The organism is Paenarthrobacter sp. JL.01a, from assembly GCF_025452095.1.
Classification (GTDB): Bacteria; Actinomycetota; Actinomycetes; order Actinomycetales; family Micrococcaceae; genus Arthrobacter.
This window is the reverse complement of record NZ_CP104877.1, coordinates 747,078-761,773: the sequence shown is the minus strand read 5'-3', so window position 1 is coordinate 761,773 and position 14,696 is coordinate 747,078. Positions and strand designations below refer to the sequence as shown.

The 14,696-nt window shown below is 62.7% G+C and carries 11 protein-coding genes and 1 tRNA gene; 7 read left to right on the top strand and 5 right to left on the bottom strand.

Annotated features, from left to right (window positions below):
* Nucleotides 1-92: 92 nt before the first annotated feature.
* Entirely contained in the window at nucleotides 93-2,258 is a 2,166-nt protein-coding gene (locus tag N5P29_RS03720) for a RecQ family ATP-dependent DNA helicase (RefSeq protein ID WP_262277320.1), read from the bottom strand.
* Nucleotides 2,259-2,383: 125 nt separating this feature from the next.
* Between N5P29_RS03720 and N5P29_RS03715 the strand changes: the two genes are divergently transcribed.
* The 4 genes from N5P29_RS03715 to N5P29_RS03700 are packed head-to-tail and all read left to right on the top strand — an operon-like array spanning nucleotide 2,384 to nucleotide 5,666.
* On the top strand, nucleotides 2,384-3,802 hold the full coding sequence (locus N5P29_RS03715) for a phosphomannomutase/phosphoglucomutase (protein WP_262277319.1): 1,419 nt from the start codon (nucleotides 2,384-2,386) through the stop codon (nucleotides 3,800-3,802).
* A gap of 10 nt (nucleotides 3,803-3,812) precedes the next feature.
* A complete protein-coding gene (locus tag N5P29_RS03710) occupies nucleotides 3,813-4,727 on the top strand; it encodes a hypothetical protein (RefSeq protein ID WP_262277318.1) in 915 nt (304 codons plus the stop codon).
* Nucleotides 4,724-5,176 (top strand): hypothetical protein, encoded by a 453-nt coding sequence (locus N5P29_RS03705; RefSeq protein ID WP_262277317.1) that lies wholly within the window; start codon nucleotides 4,724-4,726, stop codon nucleotides 5,174-5,176. The genes N5P29_RS03710 and N5P29_RS03705 overlap by 4 nt, the downstream gene beginning before the upstream one ends.
* A gap of 22 nt (nucleotides 5,177-5,198) precedes the next feature.
* Nucleotides 5,199-5,666 carry an RrF2 family transcriptional regulator gene (locus N5P29_RS03700; protein ID WP_262277316.1) on the top strand — a complete coding sequence of 156 codons (468 nt, stop codon included), beginning with the start codon at nucleotides 5,199-5,201 and terminating at the stop codon, nucleotides 5,664-5,666.
* A gap of 90 nt (nucleotides 5,667-5,756) precedes the next feature.
* On the opposite strand, the gene N5P29_RS03695 is transcribed toward N5P29_RS03700, so the two are convergent.
* The gene (locus tag N5P29_RS03695; RefSeq protein WP_262277315.1) at nucleotides 5,757-7,583 is read right to left on the bottom strand and encodes a phosphoenolpyruvate carboxykinase (GTP); all 1,827 of its coding nucleotides are present in this window, start codon (nucleotides 7,581-7,583) and stop codon (nucleotides 5,757-5,759) included.
* A gap of 284 nt (nucleotides 7,584-7,867) precedes the next feature.
* Here N5P29_RS03695 and N5P29_RS03690 point away from each other — a divergent pair.
* Nucleotides 7,868-7,941, top strand: a tRNA-Arg gene (locus N5P29_RS03690).
* A 128-nt stretch (nucleotides 7,942-8,069) separates the two neighbouring features.
* Here N5P29_RS03690 and N5P29_RS03685 read toward each other — a convergent pair.
* Together N5P29_RS03685 and N5P29_RS03680 are read right to left on the bottom strand one after the other, a co-directional pair.
* Nucleotides 8,070-9,026: a fumarylacetoacetate hydrolase family protein gene (locus N5P29_RS03685; protein ID WP_262277314.1), complete on the bottom strand. Its 957-nt coding sequence runs from the start codon at nucleotides 9,024-9,026 to the stop codon at nucleotides 8,070-8,072.
* Nucleotides 9,023-11,035, bottom strand: coding sequence for an MFS transporter (locus N5P29_RS03680; protein WP_262277313.1), 2,013 nt, complete (start codon nucleotides 11,033-11,035; stop codon nucleotides 9,023-9,025). Before N5P29_RS03680 ends, N5P29_RS03685 begins: the two co-directional genes overlap by 4 nt.
* Before the next feature lie 143 nt (nucleotides 11,036-11,178).
* Here N5P29_RS03680 and N5P29_RS03675 point away from each other — a divergent pair, with 143 nt between their 5' ends.
* Nucleotides 11,179-11,811 (top strand): TetR/AcrR family transcriptional regulator, encoded by a 633-nt coding sequence (locus N5P29_RS03675; protein WP_262277312.1) that lies wholly within the window; start codon nucleotides 11,179-11,181, stop codon nucleotides 11,809-11,811.
* A 132-nt stretch (nucleotides 11,812-11,943) separates the two neighbouring features.
* On the opposite strand, the gene N5P29_RS03670 is transcribed toward N5P29_RS03675, so the two are convergent.
* Nucleotides 11,944-12,672, bottom strand: a complete 729-nt coding sequence (locus N5P29_RS03670; RefSeq protein ID WP_262277311.1) for a FadR/GntR family transcriptional regulator — start codon at nucleotides 12,670-12,672, stop codon at nucleotides 11,944-11,946.
* 297 nt (nucleotides 12,673-12,969) lie between these two features.
* Here N5P29_RS03670 and N5P29_RS03665 point away from each other — a divergent pair, with 297 nt between their 5' ends.
* Complete coding sequence (locus N5P29_RS03665; RefSeq protein ID WP_262277310.1) at nucleotides 12,970-14,592, top strand: ABC transporter substrate-binding protein; 1,623 nt, start codon at nucleotides 12,970-12,972, stop codon at nucleotides 14,590-14,592.
* The last annotated feature ends 104 nt before the right edge of the window (nucleotides 14,593-14,696 follow it).

Here is a 14,696-nt window from a genome sequence, read left to right as displayed (position 1 = left end):
GGCTGGCTCAGCGGTTGAGCAGAATCAGCGTTTCCTCGATCCTATAGACCTGATGTGGGAGCGATCACAACATGACGCTTTCCTACTGCCGGCTACCCCGCCTGTGCCAGCGCAAGGGGAAGTACTGCTGCAACACCCGCCTGACGCAACGCGCGCGCGGACACTGTCATGGTCCACCGGCTGTCGACCAGATCGTCCACCAAAAGCACTGGCTGGCTCCCGATCCCCGACAATGCCTGGGCAAGTTCCGGCCCCACAACCAGCCGTTCCCACACCCCGGCGAGCCTGTAGGCGCTGTTGCCTCCCCGCGAGCCGGTGGGTCCTCCGTGAGCCACCTGAAGCTGGCCCAAGTATGGCATCCTGCCGATCCCGGCGATTCCCTGAGCCAGCGACTCAACCAGTTGTGGTTTGCTGCGCGAGGGAATGCTGACGACAGCGGCGGGCCGGCCTGCTCCGCTCCATGGGGTTCCGCCCTCGGCCCCGGACCACTCCCGCAGAACCTGGACGCAGGCCTGCAGCATTTCCGGATCGACCACCCGGTCCGGTGCGCCTGCTGCGAACAGTTCACGCAAAGCACCACCCCAACCCAGGTCCGTCAGCCTGGCAAGAACGCGACCCTCGGCCATGCTCTCGTCCGGCTTGATCTTTCCCTTGACGGCGACGCCCAACCGGTCCATACCACTGGGCCACTGAAGCCGCGGTTCCACGGCGATCCCTGCCCGGCGGAGCGTCTGCCCGGCCGCATCCGCAGCAGATTCCGCCACGTCAACGGGGAACCAGCGGCCCGCACAGTTGTCGCAGCGCCCGCAAGGGGCAGCTGTCTCGTCGTCGAGGACTGACGTAATGTACTCCATCCGGCATCCGGCTGTGTCCTGGTAGACCACCATGGAATCCTGCTCGTCTACCCGGGCCTCGGCAATGCGGGCGTAGCGTTCGGCGTCGTAATGCCACGGCCGTCCGGTTGACCTCCAGCCTCCGCCTACGCGCTCGACGGCTCCGTCTACGGCCAGAACCTTCAGGAGAAGCTCCAAAGGCGTGCGCCGAAGGTCTACGCGTGCTTCCAGCGCGACGGTGGACATGGCAGAGCCGGCATCGCCGAGCACAGCCAGCACGGCCGCGGCCTTTTCTTCCGATGGCATGGATGCAGTGGCAAAGTATTGCCAGATCTCGCGGTCCTCTGAGCCCGGCAGGAGAAGGACGTCTGCATTGGCTGCACCACGGCCTGCACGACCGACCTGTTGGTAATAGGCGACAGGTGACGACGGAGCACCGAGGTGGATCACGAAGCCGAGGTCCGGCTTGTCGAATCCCATGCCCAGGGCGGAGGTGGCTACAAGGGCTTTCACCTGGTTGTCCTTGAGCAGTTGCTCTGCCCGCTCCCTGTCTGCGGGGTCCGTCCTGCCCGTGTAGGACAGGACGTTATGTCCGGCCTCGGCGAGGAGCCGGGCGGTGTCTTCGGCCGCAGATACCGTCAGCGTGTAGATGATGCCGCTGCCGGGCAAGTCAGCCAGGTGGGTCAGCAGCCATCCGAGACGGTCCCTGGAGTCGGGAAGGTTGAGCACCCCCAGGCGCAGGGACTCCCTCCCCAAGCCGCCGCGGATGGTCAGCACTCCGGCACCAAGCTGCTCTTCAATGTCGTGGACTACCCGGGAGTTGGCCGTGGCAGTTGTTGCCAAGACGGGTACAGTCTCGGGCAACTGTGAGATGAGGTCCGAGATGCGCCGGTAATCGGGGCGGAAATCGTGCCCCCAGTCGGAAATACAGTGGGCTTCATCGATCACCAGCAGTCCTGTCCGCCGGATGAGCTCGGGCAGCTGGTTCTCCCTGAAGGAGGGGTTGGTCAGCCGCTCCGGCGACACGAGCAGGACATCTACGTCGTCCGCGGCCAGTTGCGCCAGGACCGTGTCCCATTCGAGGGCGTTGGCGGAATTGATCGCCACCGCCCGGACGCCCGCACGTGCAGCCGCGGCAACTTGGTCACGCATGAGCGCCAGCAGGGGTGAAACGATCAGCGTGGGCCCGGCTCCCCTCCGCCGCAAGAGCAGCGAGGAAACGAAGTAAACCGCTGATTTGCCCCAACCGGTACGTTGGACCACCAACGCCCTGCGTCCCGCATCCACCAGCGCTTCGATGGCTTCAAACTGGCCATCGTGGAACTGGGCTTCCGGGTGGCCAACGAGTTCACGAAGGCATGCCAGCGCTTCCTGCTGGGTTGCTGATTGCACGGGAACGGCAGTGTTTGGGGAGTTGTTGGCCATAACCCCAGTATTCCAGCCGCCCCTGACAGCAAAAACGGGCGGACTGCGCTATGTGGATAACGGGTATCCACATAGCGCACCCACGGGTTCCTGCCCTGATGGGTAGCCACAGTAGGATTGAGCCCGTGACTAGCGAGCAGAACAAGACATTCGACCTCTCGGCATCCTTTAAGGCGTACGACGTCCGGGGCATCGTAGGTGAATCCATCACCGCTGAAATCGTCGAGGCCGTCGGCGCTGCCTTCATCGACGTCCTGGGCCTCGAGGGGGAAACCGTCCTCGTTGGCGGCGACATGCGCCCTTCGTCCCCTGAGTTCAGCCAGGCCTTCGCCAACGGTGCGGCAACCCGTGGTGCCAACGTTCAGCTCCTTGACCTGATCTCCACCGACGAGCTCTACTACGCTTGTGGCGCCCTGAACGCCGCCGGTGCCACGTTCACCGCGAGCCACAATCCAGCCGAATACAACGGCATCAAGATGGCCAAAGCGGGCGCCCAGCCGATCTCGTCCGAAAGCGGCCTCAAGGAAATCCAGGCACTTGCAGAGCAGTACCTGAACGACGGCTCCATTCCGTCCGCGGCGACCCGCGGCGAAATCGGGGTCCATGATGTCTTGAAGGACTACTCCGAGTACCTGCGCAAACTGGTGGACCTCTCCGGTTCCCGGCCCCTGAAGATCGTGGTTGACGCCGGCAACGGCATGGCCGGCCTGACTACTCCGGCCGTCCTGGGCGACAAGCTGCTCCCGGCGCTCCCCTTCGAAATCATCCCGCTCTACTTTGAGCTGGACGGCTCCTTCCCGAACCACCCGGCAAACCCGCTGGAACCGGAAAACCTCCGCGACCTGCAGGCTGCCGTCGTCAAGCATGGCGCGGATATCGGTCTCGCTTTCGACGGCGACGCCGACCGCTGCTTCGTCATTGACGAAAAGGGGCAGCCTGTCTCCCCGTCGGCCATCACAGGAATGGTTGCCCGACGCGAGATCGCCCGCGCCCGGCAGTCCGGCGAAGAAACCCCTGTGATCATCCACAACCTCCTGACCTCCAAGGCTGTCCCGGAGCTTGTTGCCAACGACGGCGGCCGAGCAGTCCGCACGCGCGTGGGCCACTCCTTCATCAAGGCAGTCATGGCTGAGGAGGGCGCAGTCTTCGGCGGAGAACACTCCGCGCACTTCTACTTCAGGGACTTCTGGAACGCTGACACCGGAATGCTTGCAGCCATGCACGTACTTGCTGCGCTCGGCGAGCAGGATGGACTGCTTTCTGAGCTCGGCCGCCAGTACGAACCCTACGTATCCTCGGGCGAGATCAACTCCGAAATCGAAGACAAGGCGGCCGCTGTGGAGCGCGTGCGCGTGGACTTTGAAACCGAAGACATCGAGATCGACCACATGGACGGCAGCACGTTCACGGCCAAGGACGGCAGCTGGTGGTTCAACCTGCGGCCCTCCAACACCGAGCCCTTCCTGCGGTTGAACGCCGAGGCCAAGGACCAGCCCACCATGGAAAAGATCCGCGACCGCGTACTCGCGTTGGTACGGGGTTAGGCTTACAGCCATGACGCAGCTTCCGCCCGAGGCACGGACCTCCCCCGAATCCGAATTGGCGGCTGTCGTGGCCGAGGCCCTGAAGCTAGCCGACGCTCAGTTGGTCCTTAACAAGAGCTTTGCCCCGTTCGTCTTCATGCTCGACTCCGAGGGCGCCATCCACCGTGGCGAAGTCCCGCAGGAAATCCGGGGAACCTTGCCCCCGGACCCTGTGAAGGCGGTGAAGCTGACCGTCGATCTCTTTTCCGGCTACGCCGAAAACCTCCTCGCGATTGTCGCTGTGCTGGATCCGCAATCCGGCAAGACCGAGGACACGCTCCACCTGTGGGCGGAACACCGGAGCGGGATCAGCCAGCTCATCCGCGTGGACTTCACCAGGAAGAAGTTCCTGAAGCACCCCACCTTCGGCGAACCCCGGACGGAAGACCAGGATGCCCACGTTTGGACCGGCGAAGCACCGGCCCCGGCGGAAGAATGGTGGCACGAGGGCCTCTCCGAGGAGGCAATCCAGGACGTCTTCAAGCTTGTGGGAGCGGCTGTTCCTTTCGCCCAGGATCAGCTGGGCAAGAACGGCGTGCTGGCCCCCTACGGCATCACCACGGATCTCACTGGCGAACTTGGGCACCACATGGCCTATCAGGAGGCAAACGAGGACGGCGAAATAGACTCCACTGAATCCGTCCAGATGATGACCGAGGGATTCCGCAGCAAGAAAGACACTCTGCGGGGAACCTGCATACTGACCGACGTTACTGTCCAGGTTGGAGACAGTGGGGCCGTGGACGCAGTCAGGCTGCACATCGAACACGCCGAAGGGCTGTCCATGAACATCTTGAAGCCCTACGAAATCGACGGGCAATCCAACGCCGTCGTCTTCGGAGATTCGGCAGTACTTCCCACTGAAGCACGCGTGTGGTCGGCATGAGTGATCAAATGTCCAGCGCCGTCCCGGAAGAGTCTGCCGAGGACCGCGAACTGCGGGAGACACTAGGCACAGGTCTTGGAACCGCGCAGGAGCATCTTCAGCAGAACGGCGGCTTCTTTCCCTTCGGCATCACCCTGGCCAACGATGGCGAACTACGGATCGTCATGGTCACGCCGGGTGAACCTGACGAGGATGGACAAGTGGACGCCGGACAAATGCTGTCCGACCTCCACGAGCTGCTTCGCCAAGGCCGCGACGAATACCGGGCGGTAGCCATCGTCAGCGATGTCAGCTTGCCGGAACACGGCTCCGACGGTATTCACGGCGCGGCCGAACACCGTGAAGGGGCTGTCCTGGCCGCCATCATCCCCTATGTGCCCGGTGCAGACGGATTCGACTTCGCCCCCATGGAACCGGATACCCACGAGCCATCCATCTGGGTGGACTAGACCGAGCACCTGGACTGATGCCATGAAAATCAACGCCTTCGCAGATGTGAGCCTTCGAGCCCTCATGGTATTGGCCGCGGCTCCTGACGGTGCGTTGCTGACCACGCAGGCGGTGGCAGATGCCGTGGGAACTCCCTACAACCACGTCAGCAAGGCAATGGTCCGCCTGCGCGCGTTGGGACTTATAAACGTCGAACGGGGTCGGCTCGGCGGATCCCGCCTGAACGACGCAGGGCGGGAAGCCACGGTCGGACAGGTCCTGCGTCACCTGGACAGTCGCCAGGACCCGGCCGAGTGCCAGTCGCCCGCCAAGGTCTGCCCCTTGATCACCGAATGCGCACTCCGTCATGCCATGACCCGCGCCAGGGAGGCCTTCTACCGTGAGTTGGACGGCATCGTGATCTCATCACTCCCCCACACCCGCCAAATGGACCCGGTGTTCGAATCAATCGGGCTTCGGCCCGAGATCCGGATGAGCGTGGCACCCTAGCGCTTCATGACGACGGCGGCCCGTCACCTTCCAAGCGAAAGGTGACGGGCCGCCGTCGTGCACTTAAGAACGCCGTTGTTCCTAAGGGGTCTAGCCCAGACGGGTCTTGAGACCGTCCAGTTCGGACTGGAGAGCCGCCGGGAGGGATTCGCCGAAGTTGGCGAACCATTCCTCGATGGATGCCAGCTCGGTTGACCATTCGTCGGCGTCGACGCGAACAGCGGACTCAACCTCGGCCGGAGTCATGTCCAAGCCTTCGAGGTCGATGGATTCACCGGTCGGGACGAACCCGATCGGGGTCTCCACGGCGTCTGCCTTGCCTTCAAGGCGCTCGATGGCCCACTTGAGCACGCGGGCGTTGTCGCCGAATCCGGGCCACGCGAAGCCACCCTCGGGGTTGCGGCGGAACCAGTTGACCAGGAAGATCTTCGGCAGACGCTCCGGGTTGGCCTTGGCAGACAGGTTGACCCAGTGGTTCAGGTAATCGCCTGCGTCGTAGCCGATGAACGGCAGCATGGCCATGGGGTCGCGGCGGACAACACCGACAGCGCCGGCAGCGGCAGCCGTGGTTTCCGAGGACAGCGTGGAACCCATGAAGATGCCGTTGGACCAGCTGCGGGCTTCGGTGACCAGCGGAATGGTGGTCTTGCGGCGTCCACCGAAGAGGATGGCGGAGAGCTCCACACCCTCAGGGCTGAAGTATTCCTCGGCCAACATGTCGATCTGGTCGATCGGCGTGCAGAAGCGGGAGTTCGGGTGGGCTGCAGGCGTGTCGGAGTCCGGTGTCCAGGACTCGCCGCGCCAGTCGGTCAGGTGCGCAGGGGTTTCCTCCGTCATGCCTTCCCACCAGACGCCGCCGTCGTCGGTCAGCGCAACGTTGGTGAAGATGCTGTTGCCCTTGGCAATGGCGCGCATGGCGTTGGGGTTGGTGCCCCAACCGGTGCCGGGAGCGACGCCGAACAGGCCGGCTTCGGGGTTGACTGCGCGGAGTTCGCCTTCCTTGCCGAAGCGCATCCAGGTGATGTCGTCACCAAGAGTCTCGACCTTCCAACCCTTGATGGTGGGGTCGAGCAGCGCAAGGTTGGTCTTGCCGCAGGCGGACGGGAACGCAGCTGAGACGTAGTAGGTCTTCTGCTCGGGGGAGGTCAGCTTCAGGATGAGCATGTGCTCGGCGAGCCAGCCCTCATCGCGTGCCATGACGGAGGCGATGCGAAGGGCGTAGCACTTCTTGCCCAACAGGGCGTTGCCGCCGTAGCCGGATCCGAAGGACCAGATGGAGCGCTCTTCCGGGAAGTGGACGATCCACTTGTCCGGGTTGCAAGGCCATGCGACGTCGGCCTGGCCGGGTTCCAGCGGCGCGCCCAGCGAGTGGAGGGCGGGAACGAAGAAGGCATCGGTCTGGGTGATGCGGTCCAGGACGTCCGTGCCGATGCGGGCCATGATGCGCATGGAGGCTACGACATAGGCGGAGTCGGTGATCTCAACGCCGAACTTGGGGTCTTCTGCATCGAGGTGGCCCATGACGAACGGGATGACGTACATGGTGCGGCCACGCATGGAACCGGCGAAGAGTCCGCGCAGCTTCTGCTTCATCTCGGCCGGAGCCATCCAGTTGTTGGTGAAGCCTGCATCGCGTTCGTTCTCGGAGCAGATGAAGGTCTGCTCTTCCACACGGGCGACGTCAGCGGGGTCGGAGAATGCCGCGAAGGAATTGGGGAAGGTTTCCGGGTTCAGTCGCTTCAGCGTTCCGGCCTCGACGAGTTCGTCGGTGAGCTTCGTGTTTTCTGCTTCGCTGCCATCAACCCAGTGAATGCGGTCCGGCTGAGTCAGCTCGGCAACTTCCTCAACCCAGGCCAGCAGACGTGCATGCGTAGTAGGTGCCTTCTCAAGCAGCGGCAGTCGCGCCAGATCGCCCATTGCGGTTCCCTTCCTCGGGTTCAGTGGTGTGTCCTAAACGATAGGGGTCGCGGACCAGACCATTCCGCTGTCAGACATCGGACATCCATCGGCTTGAAAAGTAAAAAGCCCTAGAATTCAAGGTTCCCGTTTTCGGAAAGGCTAATTTAAGTGACTAAGGTCACGTAGACCGGTCTAGTTGCGCAGATTACAGCTTTTCGATTTGGAACTTCACATGAACTTCTGTAAAGTTTATTGAGGTTCGAGGGGGTCAGAGAAACAGACCGCCGAGAATCACACGAAATGCGCCCATAGCTCAGCTGGATAGAGCGTCTGTCTACGGAACAGAAGGTCAGGGGTTCGAATCCCTTTGGGCGCACAGATCAAGACCCGCACCGGTTCGCCGGTGCGGGTCTTTTGTTTCCCCCAAACCAACCAGGGGACAGAACAGGGTCCTATGAGCGCTCAGTAGGACAGGTGCTGTCCCCTAGTTGGGTGAGGGTGGGGCTAAATACCCGGGGCGAACGGCATCGGCGGGACATAGGAACGCCTCCGGGCTTTGGGAATCCCGTGCACCGGAGACGCGCCGCCCACAACGTTGGTCAGAGTTCCAAGCCGTTCCACCGTCAGGCTCACAACGTCGTCCCGTTCCAAGGCCGGCGGAGCCTCGGTTCCGTACCAACCCCAGAATTCAGCAAGACAGCCTCCGCCACTGGTTCCGGACCCCAGGATGTCGCCACGTCGAACCCAGGTTCCCCGACTCGCATAGGACACCAGCTCAGAAAAATTCCAGGCCATGTTGGCCAGAGAATCCGTGGCAAGGACCTTGCCATTTACAGAGACGCTCATGGACAGATCAAGGAACCCGTCCGAGGTTACGTCCTCCAGCTCGTCCTTGGTCACGAACAACGGCCCCAGGGATGTCGCCGTGTCCTTGCCTTTGGCTGGTCCCAGGCCGACGGTCATTTCGCCGCGCTGCACATCCCGGGCTGACCAATCGTTGAGGATCATGTAGCCGGCGATGTGATTTCCCGCCTCCTCCACGGAGAGGTTGAAGCCGTCGGCGCCTATGACTGCCGCAACTTCCAGCTCAAAGTCGAACTGCCGGGAGCCCGGCGCCATGGGAACAGTCGCGTTGTGGCCTATCGCCGCGTGCGGATTGGTGAAATAGAACGACGGCGCCTGGTACCAGGCGTCCGGGACACCCTTCTCCGGGGCTACTGAGCGCAAGGCACCCTCCGTGTGCTGCTCGAAGGTGATGAAGTCCCGGATGGTGGCGACCTGGATCGGAGGCAGAAGCTCAACGGCGGCAAAATCCACAAAGTCACCGTCGGCGGCAATCCCCGGACGGGAGATCACCTCAAACGCGTCCAGCCCTGCCGGATAAAGCCGGCCAGAGACCAAGTCCGGATTGGCCAGCCCAAGGCGGGGAACGCCGTCGAGCATTCTCCGGAAGAACTTCATTTGCCCGCCTCCGTATCCAGAATCGCAACCGCGCGGGTCCACCCTGCGGAGGCTCCGTGGATTTTCACCGGGAAACAAGAGATACGGAACCCCGTGGCAGGCAAGGCCTCAAGGTTGTGCAGTTTCTCGATGTGGCAGTACCCGATCTCCATCCCGGCTTTATGGCCTTCCCAGATCAGCGAGTTGTCCCCGGTTTCCACGTAGCGCTTGGCCGTGTGGATGAAGGGGGCGTCCCAGCTCCAGGCGTCGGTGCCGGTGACCCGGACTCCGCGGCTGGTGAGGTAGAGGGTGGCTTCGCGGCCCATCCCGCAACCCCTGGACAGGTAATCGTCGAAGCCGTACCGCGCGCCGGCCGCGGTGTTGACCACCACAATGTCTCCCGGCTCGAGCTGGTGCCCCACCCGCGACAGTTCAGCCTCGACGTCGTCGGCCGTGGCGACGTAGCCATCCTCGAAGTGGCGGAAGTCCAGTTTCACTCCGCGGCCGAAGCACCATTCCAGCGGAACTTCATCGATGGTGATGGCACGCGCTCCCCCGTCCATGATGGAGGCGTAGTGATATGGAGCGTCCAGATGTGTACCGGTATGGGTGGTGGCATTGATGCGCTCGATGGCCCAGCCTTCCTCCCCCGGCAGATCCGCCTCATTCATCCCGGGGAAATAGGACACCAGGTCCTTGGCGGTTTCCCGATGGGTGAAATATTCGATCTCGGGCGTCATACCCGGCGGATCCGAGGCGATTCCCCCGCGGAGGCTGACGGACAGGTCTATAAGGTCAGGCATTGTTGATGGATTCTTTCTGAAGGTTGGGCTCGATTGCCGGATTGTCCGCGGAGGAGCCGCGGTGGGTGTGGGCAGGAAGAGCATGAGAGCGCCACCTGCCAGGAAGACTGCGCCGGAGAGGATGAGCCCGGACGAGAAGCCCCAGGTCGCCGCGATTCCGCCCATGGCCAGAGGCGCGAAGGCCGCGACGCCCCGCCCGATGTTGAAGCAGAATCCGGCGCCGGTTGTGCGGATCCTGGTGGGGTACAACTCCCCGAGGTAGGAGCCGAACAGGCCGGCAAACGTCATGAAGAACGCGTACAGCGGGCCCATCCACAGCAGGACGGCCTGGTTGGTGACCAGTCCATACAGCGGCATCAACAATCCGGTGCCGGCCAGCGAGAGCATGATGGCGTTGCGGCGGCCAATCCTGTCCGCGATCCAGCCGAACACGATGTACCCGGCGAACATACCCAGGTTCAGGATGGTCATGAAGAGGCTGACCTGCCGGGGATCGAGGCCGCGCTCGGTCGCCAGGTAGCTGGGCATCCATGTTGAAGCCCCGTAGAAACCAACGAAGGCGCAGACTGCGACCAGGGTGGCGAAGATCGTGCGGCGGCGATAGCTGCCGGTGAACACTTCTTTGACGGTAACGGTGGACGCCTGCTGGCCTGCCCGCTCTTCCAGCCAGGCCTTGGATTCGGGGAAGAAGAACACCACCATCAGCAGGGGCAGAAGTGCGGACAAGCCCGTGACCAGGAAGAGCGTCCGCCAGTCGGGCATGAAGACGCCTGCGATCAAGGCCGCACCGGCGCCGCCGAGCGGGTACGCGGCAAGCACGAACGCCACCGCCCGTCCGCGCTGCTGCGCCGGCCAGGTTTCGACGATGTAGGTGGACAGGACGGACCAGACGCCCCCAAGGCCAATACCCGCCAGAAAGCGAAGGGCCACGAAGATGCCGTAGTTCGGCACGACAAACAACGCGGACGTCAGCGCGACGAACACCGCCATGGACACGATGAGCGCAACCCGGCGACCACGGTTATCGGCCAGCCAACCCGTGATCACACTGGAGCAGCCCATGCCCAGCAGCGTCGCGGTGGCCAACAACCCGCCTGCCAGCGGAGTGAGCGCCAATTCCTTGCTTATGGCCGGGAGCGCGAAGGACAGCACAGCAATTTCGAGGGCATCGAAGAGGTAGATGACGAATGACCCAACGAGGATGAACCATTTGGTTCCACGTTTCATGTGGAAATCCCTTCTGAAGCGGGCCACGTTGCCCGGAGCGAAACGGAACTTTTACACTCGTTCAGTTTCTTGTGGGATAGAATTTATACACCCATTCAGTTTGTGTCAACGGTTACCGCCCACGGAGCTATAGGCTGGAACCCATGTCCACAGAAGTGCAGGGGAATACGGCAGGAACGCGCCGCCGGGAGCAGATCCTTGATGTCGCGGTGAAGATGTTCGCCGACCGGGGCTTCGAGGCCACCACCATGCGGGCGGTCGCCGAGGAAACCGGGACCACCGCACCGTTGGTCATCTACCATTTCGCCACCAAGTTGGAGCTCTACAGGGCGGTCTTCACCCGTTACCAGCACCTCAACGAGGAACGTCGCCGGCAGGTCCTGGCCGTCGAGACCTCGGCGAGTGACGCCGTCGAGCGGATTGTTGACGCCTTCCTCATGCCCACCCTGAAGGCCCAGGAAACTGAAGACGGGAAGCTGTTCGCCCGGCTCGTTCTCCGCGAGGCTTCCGATCCGGGCGCCCACGAACGCGGCATCCTGGCCGAATACTTCGATCCCATGGCGCGGGATTTCATCGAGGTGATGCGCAAGGCCTTGCCTGACAAGCCACGCGGTTTCCACGAATGGGCCTACATGTTCGGCGTGGGCGCGCTCACGGGCACGGCACTTCCCCAGAGGATCGCAGCCCTGTCGGACCTCGGCAACATCAACGATTTCCGCTACGACTACCTGCGCTCGGTGCTCGTGGCGGGCTGGCGCGGCGCCGCACCCAAGTAGGGGACAGAAAACGCTGTTCTGAGCGCTCAGTGGAACCGGTACTGTCCCCTAGTTGGGTGACGGGGGCAGAAACGGCAAGGGCCGCCGTCGTACTTTTCGTTAAGTACGACGGCGGCCCTTCGGTTGGGTGCGTTACTCGCCCACGGCCTCGCTGATGCGGCGGCGGATGCCATCGAAATGCCGGTTGAGCAGTTCGGCGGCCGCGGCCTTGTCGCCAGCGGCCACGGCGGCATAGATGTCCCGGTGCATCGCGGCCGTCTTCACCAGGTCCTCGTTGCCAGGGCCGATCTCCACGTGGATCTTCCTGTATACCTTCCAGAAAACGCCCATCAGGTTGATCAGGAGCTCGTTATTGAGGGGTTCGAAAAGCCGGCGGTGGAACTCGGCATCGGCGGCTACGAAGTTCTCGCCGGCTGCTGCCAGCTCCTCCATCTGCTTGACCGATTCCTCGATGGATGACAACTGCTCCGACGTCATGACGTCGATGGAGGAACCGATCAGTCCGGACTCAAGGGCTTGGCGGACGTCGACCAGCTGCAGCGCTTCGAGCCCTTGGTGGCGGAGTGACAACCGGCCGCGGAACGTGAGGCCGTCGGCGAGCGCATCGAAGTTGCTGGGGGCGACGAACATGCCGAACCCGTGGCGGATTTCGATGACACCCAGGGCCTGGAGCACCTTGAGTGACTCGCGGAGGGTATTCCGCCCGACCCCAAGAGCGACCGACAGCTCACTTTCGGTGGGCAAAGGATCGCCGGCCTCGAGCTCGCGCTCAAGGATCAGTTCCATAATGTCCGACTGCAACGCACGCAGCCGGGCCTGTGCACTGAACCGCGCCTGCGGAACCACACCGGAAGTTGTCATGGCTTTCTCCTTGCCGTGCACCGACCCCGGAACAGGTGGCGGTGCAGTGTTAATGTTGAGGCGAGCTTAGCGCCCGAGGCAGAACGAGTAGCTCGCAACATACAATATCGGATGTCCCACCTCCTTCCTAGCCATGCGCGTAATTTCCCAGCAGGCGGCATCCTCCCCCGGAGCCACGCACGGCCCACCGCACCAATTCTCACTTGACGTTCCGTTGTGACCGCCCTTACAGTTTCCATACGAGCATCGGACGTCCTACATCCGATAACCCACGAAACTCGATTGGTGAGGCACCCTATGAGCAAGACGATCCAAAGCCTGCCGCTGGTCAACGATGCCAGCCGCCGGAACTTCCTGAAGCTAAGCGGCGCAGTTGGTGCAGCAGCCGCCTTCACGGCTACCCTCTCTGCGTGCGGCGGCGCTGCCAGCACCACCACCGGAAACGCAACGAACACCGCTGCAGTAAACAAGGACCTCACCATCGAGGCAGGCATCTCCTACGCACTCTCAACGGGGTTCGATCCGCTGAGCTCCTCAGGTGCCACCCCGATGGCCGCAAACCTGCACATCTTCGAAGGCCTTATCGAACTGCACCCGGCCACCCGCGAGCCCTACAACGCGCTGGCTGCCTCAGACCCCAAGAAGGTCAACGACACCACCTACCAGGTGACCATCCGCGAGGGCGCCAAGTTCCACGACGGCACCCCCGTCACCACCGAAGACGTAGCCTTCTCCTTCACCCGCGTCATGGACCCTGCCAACAAGTCCCTGTTCTCGCAGTTCATCCCGTTCATCCAGGACGTCAAGCCCGTTGATGCCAAGACGGTGGAGTTCACCCTTAAGTACGCCTTCCCGGGCTTCGGTCCGCGCATCTCCGTGGTGAAGATCGTTCCCAAGGCCCTTGCCACGGACCTCAAGGCCTTCGACGCCAAGCCCGTTGGCTCCGGCCCCTACAAGTTGGTCTCCGCCGTCAAGGACGACAAGATCGTCTTCGAGGCGTTCGCCGACTACAACGGCCCCAAGCCTGCCCTGGCCAAGGGCATGACCTGGCTCCTCCTTTCAGACGCCGCCGCCCGCGTCACCGCCGTCCAGTCCGGCCGTGTCCAGGCCATCGAGGACGTGCCCTACCTTGATGTCGACGGACTTAAGTCCAAGGTCAAGGTTGAGTCCGTACAGTCCTTCGGTCTGCTGTTCCTGATGTTCAACTGCGCCAAGGCACCCTTCGACAACAAGCTGGTCCGCCAGGCCCTGCACTATGGCCTGGACAAGGAAGCGATCATCAAAAAGGCCCTGTTCGGCAATGCCAAGGCAGCCAGCTCCTACTTCCAGGAAGGCCACCCGGACTACGTCAAGGCAAAGAACGTCTACGGCTTCGACACCTCCAAGGCCGCAGACCTTTTGAAGCAGGCCGGCGTGACCAACCTCGAATTCGAACTCCTCACCACGGACACTGCCTGGGTCAAGGATGTCGCACCGCTGATCCTCGAATCCTGGAACAAGATTCCCGGCGTCAAGGTCACCGTCAAGAGCCTCCAGTCCGGTGCCCTGTACAGCGACCGCGTGGGCAAGGGCGACTACTCGGTCGTCGCCGCCCCGGGTGATCCTTCCGTGTTCGGCAACGACGCGGACCTGCTCCTGAGCTGGTTCTACTCGGGCTCTACGTGGATGGAAAAGCGCGCCTTCTGGACCGCTCCGGAGCGCACCAAGCTGCAGGACCTCATGAACAAGGGCTCCCAGGCCTCCGGAGAGGAAGCCAAGAAGACCGTCGGCGAAATCGTGGACCTCGTCTCCGAGGAAGTCCCGCTGTACCCTGTCTTCCACCGCCAGTTGCCCAGTGCCTGGGATGAGAAGAAGCTCAACGGCTTCAAGCCGCTGCCGACAACCGGCCTGTCGTTCATCGACTTCGGACGCACCGCCTAGGCGGTCCCCCAACCGTTGCGGGTCCTGCTTTGCGTCCTAAAGCCCCCACTTGGCGCGCAGAGCAGGCCCCGCAACCCACAATCAACCGGAGAACACATTGGTCA

Coding starts and splice junctions, on each gene's coding strand:
- N5P29_RS03720 (WP_262277320.1), bottom strand. CDS start 2,258: ATGGCCAACAACTCCCCAAACACTGCCGTTCCCGTGCAATCAGCAACC.
- N5P29_RS03710 (WP_262277318.1), top strand. CDS start 3,813: ATGACGCAGCTTCCGCCCGAGGCACGGACCTCCCCCGAATCCGAATTG.
- N5P29_RS03705 (WP_262277317.1), top strand. CDS start 4,724: ATGAGTGATCAAATGTCCAGCGCCGTCCCGGAAGAGTCTGCCGAGGAC.
- N5P29_RS03700 (WP_262277316.1), top strand. CDS start 5,199: ATGAAAATCAACGCCTTCGCAGATGTGAGCCTTCGAGCCCTCATGGTA.
- N5P29_RS03695 (WP_262277315.1), bottom strand. CDS start 7,583: ATGGGCGATCTGGCGCGACTGCCGCTGCTTGAGAAGGCACCTACTACG.
- N5P29_RS03685 (WP_262277314.1), bottom strand. CDS start 9,026: ATGAAGTTCTTCCGGAGAATGCTCGACGGCGTTCCCCGCCTTGGGCTG.
- N5P29_RS03680 (WP_262277313.1), bottom strand. CDS start 11,035: ATGAAACGTGGAACCAAATGGTTCATCCTCGTTGGGTCATTCGTCATC.
- N5P29_RS03675 (WP_262277312.1), top strand. CDS start 11,179: ATGTCCACAGAAGTGCAGGGGAATACGGCAGGAACGCGCCGCCGGGAG.
- N5P29_RS03670 (WP_262277311.1), bottom strand. CDS start 12,672: ATGACAACTTCCGGTGTGGTTCCGCAGGCGCGGTTCAGTGCACAGGCC.
- N5P29_RS03665 (WP_262277310.1), top strand. CDS start 12,970: ATGAGCAAGACGATCCAAAGCCTGCCGCTGGTCAACGATGCCAGCCGC.